At 46.5% G+C, this 13236-nt stretch carries 13 protein-coding genes; 8 read left to right on the top strand and 5 right to left on the bottom strand.

What is annotated here, in order from left to right; genetic code table 11:
• Nucleotide 1: 1 nt before the first annotated feature.
• Both KIV40_RS11545 and KIV40_RS11540 read left to right on the top strand, forming a co-directional pair.
• Nucleotides 2-958 (top strand): ABC transporter permease, encoded by a 957-nt coding sequence (locus tag KIV40_RS11545; RefSeq protein WP_005533496.1) that lies wholly within the window; start codon nucleotides 2-4, stop codon nucleotides 956-958.
• A gap of 163 nt (nucleotides 959-1121) precedes the next feature.
• Nucleotides 1122-2111 carry an SPOR domain-containing protein gene (locus KIV40_RS11540; protein WP_285349312.1) on the top strand — a complete coding sequence of 330 codons (990 nt, stop codon included), beginning with the start codon at nucleotides 1122-1124 and terminating at the stop codon, nucleotides 2109-2111.
• A 207-nt stretch (nucleotides 2112-2318) separates the two neighbouring features.
• On the opposite strand, the gene KIV40_RS11535 is transcribed toward KIV40_RS11540, so the two are convergent.
• Nucleotides 2319-4640, bottom strand: coding sequence for an acid phosphatase (locus KIV40_RS11535; RefSeq protein ID WP_285349311.1), 2322 nt, complete (start codon nucleotides 4638-4640; stop codon nucleotides 2319-2321).
• A gap of 26 nt (nucleotides 4641-4666) precedes the next feature.
• On the opposite strand from KIV40_RS11535, the gene KIV40_RS11530 reads away from it, so the two are divergent.
• Nucleotides 4667-4912: a hypothetical protein gene (locus tag KIV40_RS11530; protein ID WP_285349309.1), complete on the top strand. Its 246-nt coding sequence runs from the start codon at nucleotides 4667-4669 to the stop codon at nucleotides 4910-4912.
• Here KIV40_RS11530 and KIV40_RS11525 read toward each other — a convergent pair.
• Genes KIV40_RS11525 through KIV40_RS11510 form a run of 4 tightly spaced genes read right to left on the bottom strand, consistent with a single transcriptional unit; the run spans nucleotide 4884 to nucleotide 9867 of the window.
• Nucleotides 4884-6428 carry a hypothetical protein gene (locus tag KIV40_RS11525; RefSeq protein ID WP_285349307.1) on the bottom strand — a complete coding sequence of 515 codons (1545 nt, stop codon included), beginning with the start codon at nucleotides 6426-6428 and terminating at the stop codon, nucleotides 4884-4886. The two genes, KIV40_RS11530 and KIV40_RS11525, sit on opposite strands and share 29 nt — an antisense overlap.
• 4 nt (nucleotides 6429-6432) lie before the next feature.
• A complete protein-coding gene (locus tag KIV40_RS11520; protein ID WP_228175217.1) occupies nucleotides 6433-7005 on the bottom strand; it encodes a sigma-70 family RNA polymerase sigma factor in 573 nt (190 codons plus the stop codon).
• 11 nt (nucleotides 7006-7016) lie between these two features.
• A complete protein-coding gene (locus KIV40_RS11515; RefSeq protein ID WP_285349306.1) occupies nucleotides 7017-8483 on the bottom strand; it encodes a chromosome partitioning protein ParA in 1467 nt (488 codons plus the stop codon).
• 31 nt (nucleotides 8484-8514) lie between these two features.
• On the bottom strand, nucleotides 8515-9867 hold the full coding sequence (locus tag KIV40_RS11510) for a serine/threonine-protein kinase (RefSeq protein ID WP_285349305.1): 1353 nt from the start codon (nucleotides 9865-9867) through the stop codon (nucleotides 8515-8517).
• A gap of 231 nt (nucleotides 9868-10098) precedes the next feature.
• Here KIV40_RS11510 and KIV40_RS11505 point away from each other — a divergent pair, with 231 nt between their 5' ends.
• The 5 genes from KIV40_RS11505 to KIV40_RS11485 form a co-directional block, all read left to right on the top strand.
• On the top strand, nucleotides 10099-11106 hold the full coding sequence (locus tag KIV40_RS11505; RefSeq protein ID WP_134977779.1) for a LacI family DNA-binding transcriptional regulator: 1008 nt from the start codon (nucleotides 10099-10101) through the stop codon (nucleotides 11104-11106).
• A gap of 54 nt (nucleotides 11107-11160) precedes the next feature.
• Entirely contained in the window at nucleotides 11161-12087 is a 927-nt protein-coding gene (locus tag KIV40_RS11500; protein ID WP_005430035.1) for a LysR family transcriptional regulator, read from the top strand.
• A gap of 203 nt (nucleotides 12088-12290) precedes the next feature.
• Nucleotides 12291-12668, top strand: coding sequence for an SMR family transporter (locus KIV40_RS11495; RefSeq protein ID WP_012126703.1), 378 nt, complete (start codon nucleotides 12291-12293; stop codon nucleotides 12666-12668).
• Between the two features lie 2 nt (nucleotides 12669-12670).
• Nucleotides 12671-13000 carry an SMR family transporter gene (locus tag KIV40_RS11490; protein WP_005429986.1) on the top strand — a complete coding sequence of 110 codons (330 nt, stop codon included), beginning with the start codon at nucleotides 12671-12673 and terminating at the stop codon, nucleotides 12998-13000.
• 45 nt (nucleotides 13001-13045) lie between these two features.
• On the top strand, nucleotides 13046-13236 hold a 191-nt coding region (locus KIV40_RS11485), incomplete at its 3' end, for a hypothetical protein (protein ID WP_285349301.1).

The following is a 13236-nucleotide window of genomic DNA, read 5'->3' as shown; positions in this document are numbered from 1 at the left end:
CATGAGCCAATCAAATGTAACACCAGCTCCTGCAGCCGCACCGTCAGCGTGGCAGCGTTTCAAAGAGTCGGATTTCTTGTATTACTTCAAGCGCGACAAAGTTGCGATGGCAAGTTTTACCGTCTTTATGATGTTCTTAGTGTTGGCGTTGGCTGCGCCAATTCTGGCACCGACAGATCCGTACGATCTGACGTCCATCGACATCATGGATTCTGAGTTGCCACCGTCTTGGATGGAAGATGGCGATGAGCGCTTTGTGTTAGGTACTGATGAGCAAGGTCGCGATATTTTATCGACAATTCTTTACGGCTCTCGCCTGTCTTTGACCATTGGCTTCCTTGCGGTTGGTCTTCAGTTGGTACTGGGCATCATCATTGGCTTGTCTGCAGGTTACTTCGGCGGCCGTATTGATAGCTTCTTGATGCGTTTTGCTGATGTGCAGTTGTCGTTCTCGACCATGATGGTGGCGATCATCGTCTCGGCAATCTTCAAAGCTAGCTTTGGCAGTGATTTCTACAGCCAATATGCAGTAGTCATGCTGGTGGTGATCATTGGTGTGGCAGAATGGCCGCAATACGCGCGTACTATTCGTGCTTCGGTATTGGCAGAGAAGAAGAAGGAATACGTCGAAGCGGCGCGTGTGATGGGCTTTAAAGCGCCTCGCATCATGTTCCGTCATATTCTGCCGAACTGTCTATCGCCAATCTTGGTTATCTCGACAGTACAGGTAGCGAACGCGATCATGTCGGAAGCAGCACTGTCATTCCTAGGCTTAGGTCTACCAGTCGACCAGCCGTCACTGGGTGCCTTGATCAGCATCGGCTTTAACTACATCTTCTCTGGTGCATGGTGGATTACTGCCTTCCCAGGTATCGTACTAGTGACATTGGTATTGGTGATTAACCTACTGGGTGACTGGCTACGTGATGTATTTAACCCGAAAATCTACAAAGGTTAGTCATCAAATAAATTGGGCTATATAGTTTGCCAATTTAATAAATTTCTTCCTAAACTGAGAGCCGGATGCAATTCCGGCTCTTTTTTTGCTTATCATTTTTTATGCATATTTTATTGACGCTTTGTCGCGATAATTTCATCACCTACTGTTTAGAGTGAAGCGTATGGAAATGAAAAAGGCACACTACTCCTCTCGTATCGTCCAATCCGGCTTGAGCCTTGGGTTGCTGGTGGCGTGCGCCCAATTTGCGAGTCCTGTATTGGCGGACGATTTTCTTTGTCAGGCCTCTCAAGCCAGCAACAAAGAGCTGCCAGTTCTAGAGCAATCTTGTCCGATCGGGAAAGGGCTGTGGGGAAAGAAAGTGCCGCAAGGAGGCAATGACTTTTTCTGGATCCAATGTGGTCTGTTGCCAAAGCCGATGTCTTTAGCCAAAGCCAAGCCGATCTACGGCAAAATCACCACGGATGTTTGGATGAAGCCGGAGCAAAAAGGCTACCGATGTCTTATTGGTCCTTATACTGAATTTGCCAAAGCCTCGAAGGACTTGCAGCGAGTTAAAACTTTATCGACCTATAAAGAAGCGTTTATTCGTGTGGTTGGCAAAGGTACGTCAGAGCCAGTGAAGCAAGCTAAGCCGATGCCGAAGCCTGCCTCGAAGGCAAAGCCTGTGACACCAGTTGCTCCATTAGCCGCGACTCGCCCGAATACGGATGCTTTCAAAACTAAAGAGGCGCCTGCTAAGGCAGTACCGAAGCAAGCTTCTCAACCAGTGGCGAAACCTACCCAAGCGCCTAAGCCTGCTCAGCCTATTATCAGTAACGATACAGTGCAGGTACGATTGAAGACGATTCTGCAAAGTAAAACGTTTGTGGTGCCGTACTTGGTCGAGAACAACAACCAGTTCTATATGGAACATGGAAAGCCTTGGAACCGCTTAAACTATGCGAGCTCACAAAAGGTATGTCAGCAACTAAGTATGGACTTAGCGAGCGCCTCGGAATTCAAAACGCTGCGTGCGTCTGGGGTGATGGAGAAAAATAACTGGCCGCTGCAGTTGCCTTACTGGGGTAAAGATAAGAAGGGCTTGTTTGCCGACCGAGAACCTAATCAGCTCACGGGCACTTCGTTACTTAACGTGGTTTGCGTTAAGTAATTAAACGGATACAAAAGAGCCCCGCAAGTGCGGGGCTTTTCAGTAGCATCAAATAGAAAAGTTATTTGAGATAGGTTTCCCTGTGGCAATTAGAGCAGCAATACACTTCTTTGATTCCTTTGCATTTTTCCCAAAAGGTTCTGCGTCGGCGTTGTAAGTGAATATGATTGCAACAAGGTTTTGCTCGAATTGAACCGTATTTACTCATTAATCTTCAATTAAAGGCAGTGATTCCATCACTTTTTCTATTGCTTCTTGAGAGTGTGAGTACAGACCGAACTCTGGGGCTGATACCCAACCGTTTTGTTCAACGCTTGAGTTGATGCCGATGTAGAAATCGCCAAACTCGCGGTTTACATTACGGTGACGAGTTTTGTAATCAGACTCTGAGCCTGTTTCTTCTAGAATCAAAGTTTCGCGATTTGTTTCGTTATCTAGAGAGATAGTCCAGTTACCTGGAGTGTAGAAGCCTTCTGGTTTGATAGACTCGTATTCGTAAACACCGTTAGCGTACTCAAACTTACCTGCAGCATAGAATAGTTCAGTCCCGTCTTGAGCAACGGTCTCGCTTTCTACCATCGTATCAAATTCAACCTTACCGTTTGCGACCTTTGCGCTCACTGGTAGTGCTTGTGCGAAAAGTGCATCGGTTGAATCAAACCAGAACAACTCATCACCATCGATTTTCACAAGGATTTGGTATTCGCCTTGTGTGGTTTTGTTTTGGTAAAGCATTTCGTACTCAGAACCTTCATCGTCGTACAATTTGCCGTCTTTGATCTCTACGTCCCAACAATCTTTGTTTTGGTAAGCCGCGTAGTTTGGTAGCTTGTCCAGTTTTGCCAAAATCGCGTATGGGTCGTACTCTGATTCCCAAGAGTTGCTTAGGTTATCACTGATGTTTGCCGAGTATTCTTCGCCTTGCTCATCATCATTTGAACCCCAACACCATAGTAGGCCTTCGGTATCTTTCATAAGAATCGCATGACCGATTTCACCATCGTTGCGTGCGAAGCTGCCCATTTTTGCCGCTTTGCCGTTAAAGTGGTCGATAGTGAAGCCTAGCGTTGGTACAACTGGCGGCGTAGCGCCTTCTTTCACTTCTGGTAGTTTAAAGGTTACGCGAGCTTTGCCATCTTCGTTATCTTCTACGTTAACGGTAAAAGTTTGGCCTGCAGCGTAAGCTTTTTCTGGTGTACCTTCGATAGTGATGATTGCGTTGTCGTTTTCATCGATAGACAAGCCGTCGATAGAGATCGATTCCGCTGAATACTCTTCTAGTTGGCCATCTTCGTCTTTAAATAGACCAGAGATATCAAGAGTTTGCTCGAAAGCTTCACCTTGTTGTAGCTGCCAGCCATCAACGATACTTTGAAGGTGTTTTTGCTCTTCTTCAATGACGATTGGTGCTTGGTTTGCTGTTTCGATGTCCAGCTCAAATACAGTGCTTACAGTCGAAAGCGCTTTGCCTGCAGAGTCTTTATCTTCCGCTGTTAGGATGATTTCGAACTCACCTGCTTTGGTGACTTCAGCAGCTGACAAAAGAATCAATTGGTTGCCTTCAATGCGAACGTCGATGCCAGTTCCACCTAGATTGCGAGACAGTTTAGGCGTCACCAGGTTTTGGTCTTTGTCTTTGAATAGACCTTCGATGTTCAGCTCTACACCATCGAAACCTGCACCTTTAACGATCTCAGGTAGGTTCTCTAGCTTGTCTTCTGCCGCTTCTTCAACGTCTTCGTTAACAACAAGCTTGTTGTTGACTACGGTTTCTGGCGCTAGGTTTTCGCTTTCTGGTGTGCTATCAGTGATCACTGGGCGTAGGTTTGGATCATTGATATCTGCACCAGACTCCACCAGACGGTCTACTTCTTGATCAGCTGCTTGCGCGAATTCAGTTGCTTTTTTCTCGTAGTTTGCCGGGTTTTGCGCTTTAGATTCCGTCAGAATCTGAGCGGTTTTATGTAGTTCGGCACTTTTATCTACACCCGAAACGAAATCGCTGTATAGGTCGATAGGTGCTTCTTCCGTACCACCAAGTGCTTGGTTTACTTTTGCTACTGCTTCCTCTTCCGTTAGCGCACTGTCGTTTGCCATTTCAATTGCAACAAGGTCAGTGATTGGTGAGATAACGTTAGAAGAGTTTGGTGCGCGGAAAACCAGTTCGTGTGCCATCGCTTGGCTTGGGTGATCCATATCTACAGTGTAAGTACCTGCGTAAGTCGGATCTAAAGCGATAAGCTGTTTCTGTTTTGCACCGTTTGGCGTGATAGTTTGCAGTGCCAGAGTACTCTCTGGTTTTGCTTTGATTTTAAGCTGACCTTTCTCATCGGTTAGGCCAAGGAATGTATCATTGGTGTCCCATTGACCATTGTTGTTCAGATCTTCAAATACCACAGCATTTTTGAAGTAGCCATCGAAGCCAGTGATCACTACACCAGAGTTGCCACCGTTTGAACCACCATCTGAACCACCACAACCTGTTAGCGCGATAGCCACTGACGCTGCTAGTAAACTCACCTTATTCATTGTTTTAATCCTTGTTTCATTTCCGAATGAGAAAGTCGCTTTTTATCGTTTTATCTTTCAATCTCACTAGTGATATTGAAAAAGCAGCGCATTTTGGATCGGTTTTGGAAGCGGCTTCAAGACACGAAAAGCCACAAAAAAACCGTAAAAAAACTTTGAATATTTTTGTGGCGTTGATTAGTGGTGTGAATGGCGGCTTGAGGTGGTTGTCATTTAATACAAATACTTATTTTGATTCCTTACTCATTTGTGAGTGGTTTTTGAACCAATAGGATCGTAATAAATCATATTCATTTTCAACTCCTCTACGCTAATGGCGTATTGAGGAAGTGGGCGCAAGATGTAGCTATAAGCTTCACCCTGAAGAAAAACGTCATTGGCATGGTAGTCATTATTGAAATAGACATAAGCGTATGCCGACGGTTTAGGAGCAGTCGCGCAATAGGTATTGTTGGAGTAAGAAATTACATCGCTAAACATCCCTTCACCAGCGATGATTGAGGTGTCCCAAAACTGACAGAATTCATGAGCAAATAAGTCGCTATTAGACGCGACTATGTTGAGATCTGAGTCGAAACCGTCGTAATGCTCATTACCTTGAGCGAAGCGTCGGTCAAAAATATAGTTACCAGCAAGCGCATGGCGATAACCACCGGCAGTCGGAATGAGCAGATCAAATCGGGCGGATTGATACAGCTTCTCTCCTGTGTTGACGTTCAAACGCTCTTCCATTGATCGTTTGTTCTTCTGCATGGTGTAGCTTTCGAAGCGATTATTGTCGAAAACAGTGATGAAGTAGTTTTCGGTTTCTTTGTGTACGCGTGAGGTGTAGACCTTTTTGGTGGTCCAGATTTGTTGTGAGTCGCTTGTTTGCACTATTAATGATTCATCGCTGATCTGATACTGACCGACTTTCTTTAATTCATGCTCTTCAGGGCAATGGGTTTTGTTGTTGGCAGCCGCATAGAAGACTTCTTCTTCGACAAACTTAAATGCCTCACAGTACACCACTTCATAGGCGTATTTTTTCCCACCAAGTAAGTTTGTGGTTTCCAGGCGATACACAATGCCATCAATGAGAGGGTGCTCGGTATCATTTTGTTCCTCGATTACTGATGGTAGCTCAAAGCGTGTCGTTACCCAAGCATGGTCTTCTGTGCCGTGGTGGTCATCACGAGCTGATACAGCTAAGTAAGTGGTTTGGTCGAACGCTTTTGGTGCGTCTTGCAGCATGATTTGTCCTTGATTAAGGACACTTAACCCGTTGGCGTTTTCCAACCAAATTCGGGTGGTGAGAAGGTCGCCTTCTGGATCTTCAAACAGCTGCTCTAATCCCAGCGAATAGTTGATCGGGTTGTTCTGTGCTAGCTCCCAACCAAAGATGATGGTTTGAAGCTGCTGTTCTACCGCAAGGTTAATGATCGGTTTGCCGTTGTCTGTCGAATCATGGTTTGGGTTGTTGCTAACGTAGGTTTGAGTCAGGCTTCCGGAGTAATTGACCACCGATGATCCAAAAGCATCTGGAACCTGTTCAGGATGATCTGACAAGGTTGATTCGAGAGCTTTTTCAAAGGCGAGATCGTTGTTTCTCTCTAGTACTGAGGAGGTTAAGGCTTGCTTCACTTCAATCAACGAAGTGCGCTCACCTTGGGACGTTTTTCTCTTATCTAGGCCATTTTGTGCTGGTTCTATATTGGCAGCCGCAGCGGCTGTTTGTTCATCTGAAAGCCAGTAGCTTGCCATCAAGCAGACACCCAGTGCGCCTGCAATCCAGTATTTTTTCGTCATGATATTACGCGTGCGCCATTCTTGATTGCAGCCAACTGCGCGAGAACTTAAGGTCTTTTTCAATCAAACTGGCGCTGCATTCGAGCAGTTCACAGATCTCTTGGTTTTTCATGCCCATCAGGTACTTGAGCTTTAGCGCGTTAGATTGGCGTGGATAGCGCACACTAAAGTTGTCGAGCGCTTTGTCCATGATGATGAGTTGCTCGAAGCGATCTTCTTCCTCCTTCATCAAGGTGATGTGTTGGCGCTTCTGCGCTTGATGGGCGCGTGCATTGTCGATCAGGATTTGGCGCATCACTTTGGCTGCCATTAAGAAGAAGTCGCGCTTGGTTTCAATCTCACTCATGTCGCAGTTAGACATTTTCAAATAAGCATCATGAATGAGCGCCGTGGTGCTGTTGACGCTGTCTGAAAGCACCTTGTTGTCGGTGCCGTATTTCTCTGCGTTGCGTTCACGCTCCTGTTGGGCGATTTTACGCAGCTGTAGGTAAGCGAATTGGTACAACTCACTTTCCGCTTTTTTATCGCCGGCTTGCCACTGCTGGATAATTTGCGTCAGGGTAGATTTAGAAGCCATGGCTATACGTCCTAACTTACTTTTATAAACTCAGAGATAGAATGGGTTTCGATACGATCAGAGCCATCGCGATTACGACTGATGTCTTGCTGGTAACGATACAAAATGCCTTGCTCCCACGTTTTACCTGCTGGCAGGTATTCCCACGTGGTGTAGTTGATTTCTGAAGGGGCGGGTGACCAGCGAACCATCACGTTCATCTGTGCTAATTCGGCGTTTTCCTGATCGTTGTTGACCCACCACATGTCTAAGTATTCGTTAGTGACGTCTTGGGTGTATAGGTTGATATCTGTGGGGCATTTAACGGCATCGACAGGTAAACGCAACACTTGGTTATGGCGCATTAGAAGACACGATTGTTTCATAGAGTCTTGTAGGTATTGAGTTTGCTGCCACACGCCTTGGTAGGCAATTTGGTTATCAACCGAATCAGGGTAGGTAAACCACAGCATTTCAGTGCGGTTGTGGTGTTTAACGTGTTCATTTGGCCCCAAACCTTGCACTTTTTCCATCAACAGTTGGGTATTTGGATCGAAGTTGAGTGCGACCGAGCGATATTTCCAGTCGCCTTCATCATCATAATCTTCCAGCGAGAAGCCATTTAGATCATTGCGGGTGCAACCTGTATCCGCGCAGCCGACAAAGCTCTCCCACTCTGAGAACTTTTCAATTGGTTCGATAATGTCTTCGGTGACGCTTTGATTGAGTGCTAAGAAACAGCCTTGGAAGTAGTCCCCCACGCTTGGGTGCTGGATCAGGTTTTCTTCAGTGATGGTGAAGTTGACCTCACCGATTGGTGGGCGATAGCGGGGGTGGTGCTGATAACGGATATCGAATGCACAGGCGCGACCTTGCCAATCCTTCTTCTTGATGATGATGTTCTTAAAGCGCACATCACGAGGCTCAAAAATGATTTCATCTGAGGCAAAGTTTTTCTCGATGTAGCGTTGGCTTTCATTAAGGTGTTCGACCGCTTCTTGTACCGAAACCCAATCCAAATTGAGTTGTTGTCTAGCGTCATCTAGAAAGTTGAGGTCGAGGCGCTTGAGCTGCGCTTGGAAAGTGGGGTCGGAGAGTACTTTATTGGCCAGAACTATCTCTTGGCGGTTTTCTGGTGTGCTATCGAGAGAGAGCAATAAGCGAGTCATGTTGATGCTGCGACTTGGCTTGGTGGTCGCCATGGTTGGCGTGATCACTTCTTGGCTCGACATCGTAGTGAGCAAGTAGCCTTTGTCGTCATTGCCGAGGAAGAAGCTGATGACATCGCCAGGGCGATACTGAAACGCGCCTTTATCGGTGTGGCCAGAGAGGTTGGAGCTGGTTTTGTAATACAGACCAGTCACCGGTGAATCGATGAAGAAACCTTGCTTTATGGTAGGCGTTGTTGCTTCTAACGAGGGAGTCGCAGAAGTTGAGCTCGCCCATGCTGGCGCTATCGCTAAAGCAGACAGCCAGATCGCAACGGAACGTGTGTGCATCTTTGTTTTTAAGCCTTTTTCTTGTTTAGCCTTACTGTTGAGTGCGGTCCTTTGGAGCACAATTTGGCTGACAACTTATTGATTTAGTGAGGTGCTTCTCTGGCACCGGCGTCATCATCGCCAACAACATTTTTTGTTTTATGTGTTTGGGAATATCTGGGTTAGACAGAATTCGCCTACGTGTCAGCTCCATCATGGCACTGACGGACATTTGCTCGACGTTTTGCCCCTTGGCATGAAAGACAAGGCGCGTGACTTCGTACATGATGTCTTCTGCAATCTTCTTCTCTTGCTGCAGTTGTATGTTCTTTTGAATCAGCGTATTACCAAACAGCAAGCCAGATAACACTAAGATTGCGGACAACACCGATGGCAGCGGTCGACGTTGTACTAAACGAAGCGTGCTGTACAGCGGCCAGTGCTTCTTTTGCTCAATTGGGCGTCGCTCCAAAATGCATTCAATATCTTGGCGCAGCGCGCGAACATTGAGGTAGCGCTGTTTCGCTTTGGTCCGCGTCGCGCGCCTTACCACCCAATAAATATCTGTCCACATTGGCTGATCAGGAAACATCAGCGCCAGAATCTTACCCAGTGAATACACATCACTTTGCTCAGTCAAAAACGCTCCGGCTTGCTGTTCTGGACTGGCGTATTTTTCACTGAAGGCGATCAATACTGGAGACGTATCATCACTGCTTGATTGCACTTTTTGTGTCAGGTTGAAATCGAGCAGTTTTGGTCGTTTATTGCGATCAATCAGGATGTTTTCTGGTTTGAGGTCCGCATGTAGAACTTGATGCTGGTGGGCGTGTTCCATTGCCTGACAAATCTGCTTGAACAGCAACAATTTGTCGTCCTCTTCCATTGGCGTGAGCAACAAATAGGAGTCTAGAGTTTGACCAAAAACGCGCTCCATCACGATATAAACTGAGTCGCCGTGCAAGCCGCCATCAAACACTTTGGCAATGTAAGGGTGGTTCAAACGAGCCAGAAGCTGGGCTTCATCAAACAGCGCGCGTTTGCCCAAAACATTACTAAGATTGGCTTGGATGAACTTGATCGCCAGATCTTGTTCAAACGTCTCGTCAGCGCGCAATGCCGCATATACCACCCCCATGCCTCCACGACCTAACTCGTGGGTAAGGCGGTACTTGCTGATCACTTCCCCCGTGAGATCGACCTCTTTTGTGGTCGCCAAGCTAGCACCGAAGCCGAGCAACTGTGTCAGTTGTTCTTCTTCACTTTCGCTGGCTAAAAGATGGGCGACTTGGAGATACAGCTCTGGTTGACTCTGCTGCAATTCGTCGAGGTATTGCTGCTTCTGAGAGTCGTCCAGATCAAGCAGGTGATAGTAAATCTGGGTTTCGCTGGAGATTAACGGCACTGTGCTTCGTATCTTATTGTTTTAGGTGCGGTATTTTATAAGAAACTCAATATTAATTTCATTTATTTATTAAGCTCTAAATCACAATGTTAGCATTGCAATTTGATGGTTATTTGAGCGTTAAGGTTATGATTTTATTAATGATGTAGCAGATGGTTTTTACTGAGCTTGTCGGCGACGAGTCTATTAGTCATAATGTTACTAGTAACATTACTGATAAATTAGATATTTATGGCTCAGCAGAATAAGAAAGCAAGAACGACATTGCAGGATGTCGCAGACAAAGTTGGCGTAACAAAAATGACCGTCTCGCGTTACATGCGCAATCCAGAGTCGGTGGCAGAAAAAACACGGGTGAAGATTGCCGCCGTGATTGAAGAGATGGGCTACATCGAAAACCGTGCACCGGCGATGTTGTCGAAGTCTTCCAGTAAAGCGATTGGTATTTTGTTGCCTTCACTGTCCAACCAAATTTTTGCGTCTTTTGTTCAGGGCATTGAAACCGTCACTAAAGCCAATGGCTACGAAACGCTACTTGCGCACTTTAGTTATGACGAGCTGGAAGAAGAACGCAAAATCGCGTCGCTGCTTTCTTATCAAGTTGACGGCTTAATCCTAACCGAAAGTCACCATACTCAACGCACTTTGCAGATGATCAAGAACGCAGGTGTACCCGTGGTCGAAACCATGGAACTGCCAGAGCAGCCGATAGATATGGCGGTTGGTATGGATCACGAAGACGCTTCTTACAGCGTCGTAAAGCGCATGTTGGAATCGGGCAAGCGTACCATCGTTTACTTCGGTGCTCGTTTGGATACGCGTACTAAATTGCGTATGCAGGGCTACGATCGTGCAATGATAGAAGCAGGGTTGGAGCCAAAACACGTGCTAACGGGCGATCACTCAAGCTTCTCGCTGGCACATGATTTGTTGGAGCGCGCACTGGCAACCTACCCAGAACTTGATGGTGTATTTTGTACCAACGATGACATCGCGATTGGTACCTTGTTGAGCGCTCAGCAGCGCGGTATCAAAGTGCCTGATCAACTTGCGGTTGTGGGTTACAACGCATTAGACATCGGACAAACCATCAGCCCGAAACTGACCAGTGTGGATACACCGCGTTTCGAGATTGGTGAGAAAAGTGCCGAGCTATTGATTGCACGCCTTAAGGGTGAAGAGCAAGCCGAGACGGTCGTGAACATGGGCTATCAAATTACAGCAGGCGAGAGCGTCTAACTCGCTCTGGTTCACGTCTATTTTTCATCATTCGTTTCTGATAAGGACACGGGCATGCCACATCAACTTGATGCGTTAGATCTTAATTTAATGCGCTTACTTAAAGCCGTGGTAGAAAATCGCAGCATCAAGTTGGCGGCGATGCAGCTTGGCATTTCGCAACCCAGTGCCAGTCGTGGGGTGATGAAACTTAAAGACGTGTTTGATGATCCGCTGTTTGTGCGTAAAGCCCATGGGGTAGAGCCATCCCCAATGGCGATTCGCTTAGCGGCGGAGTTCGATAACATGCTGTCTCCGCTAGAAAAAGTAGTGCAGGAGTTTTCGGAGTTTGACCCGCTCGAATACCAAGGTCAGATTGCGATTGTGACCGACCCTTATTTGATGGACGAACAAGGTCAGCGTTTATTGCGTGGTTGCCATCAGGCATTTCCTCAAGCCTCGTTTGCTTTCTCAAGCTGGAACATCTATTCCCAAGACGAGATGTTAGAGGGCGAGCATGACTACTGTATTCTCGATCAAGAAACTGAATTGTCGAAAGACATCTACATGCGCCCTCTGTTTGTCGAGAAGCGCGTGATTTTGGCGCGTAAAGACCATCCGACGTTGTCGCAAATCAGCAATGATTGGGATACGGTGTCGAAATTGCCACTGGTTTCTTTGCCTGCACCAGCATCCTACAACCCGTTGTGTACGGTGGAATCGGAATATCGCCGAATGGGGTACGAACCCGTTGTATTGCTCAAGTCCTACAACTTGCGCGTCGCTTGCCAAATGCTGCTTGAGACCGATGCCATCATGTACGCCAGCCAAAGTACCGCGCACTTGATGCACGAGCTTGCCTCTTATCCAATGCCGATGGTAAACCGTGAGTTCAGTCAATTTGTTGTTTCGGGCGGTTATTTACAGACCTACCGTAATCATCCATTGCACCGCCATTTGCACCAAGTGGTGCAGCAAACCCTCAATACTCCATTAACGTGATCGGATAAGCAAACTGTCCTTTAAGATATTCAAAAATGAATATCTCAATTACCTGTCTGTTTCGCTGAAGAAGGGCTAATCTGACTACAAATAGTCAGGAGAAGCGGCTCTTTTTAACTTATCAATTCTTTGAATGTCTGATTCTTAAAGGACATTCACCATTCTCCGTTATGCAGTTTTTTAATTTCTGGGGAGGATGAATCATGCTCATTGCACGTCTATTTTTATTGCTTGCCATCGTTGCCGAAGTTGCTGGTACTAGTACGATGTCGTTTATTGGTGAAAGTAATGCGTGGGAAGGCTATCTGGTGATGTACGTTCTGATCGCCATTTCCTATTACTTCTTGTCGAAAGCGGCAAAGAAAATCTCTATCGGTGTCGCGTACGCAACATGGGAAGGTTTGGGTATCGCCTTGATTACCCTAGTTTCTATCGTTTTGTTTGATGCCAACTTAAGCACGCAGCAGTTGCTTGGTTTGGCGCTGGCAGTCGTCGGTATTGTGTGTGTGACGCTCGGCGAATCACAGGGTCAGCCTCAACAAAAAGATGAGTTGCCAAGCTCATCGAATGCGAGGTGTTAATCATGAGCCAATTTTTTACTGTTTCATTTGGATTTGTTGTTATGGCGGCGTTGGTCGACATCATGGCGAACATGGCGCTGACTCGCTCTAAAGGCTTTAAGCACAAAGGGTGGGGCATCACTGCGATTGTTTTGGTGATGGCGGCGTTTACCTTGCTTGCTCAAGCGGTAAAAGAAATCGACCTTGCGATCGCATACGCTTCTTGGGGCGCAATAGGTATCTTAGGTACCGCGATTGGTGGTGCTTTGCTGTTCAAACAAAAACTTAAGCCGATTGGCTGGTTTGGTATCTTTGTGGTGATTGCTGCGGTTGTGGTGATGAAGACGGCTTGATGTCGTTTGCTGAATCCTAGATATCGTCATTCTGAGCATCGAGGGATGAGCGTGATTCAGAATCTACCAATAAAAAGTGCTGTGGCAGAGGTATTTCCTCTCACTTCACAGCACTTTGATAATAGATTCCTGATCTCGCCTAGGCTCGTCGGAATGACGGATTCATTCATTTATTTAAAAAGAAAAGTGACCAACCCCAAAGTTCGTCATTCTGAACAGCGAGGGACGTATATGGA

It is taken from the genome of Vibrio sp. D173a (genome assembly GCF_030248475.1).
The sequence above is the reverse complement of the archived record's forward strand: the minus strand, read 5'-3'. Positions and strand labels throughout refer to the sequence as shown.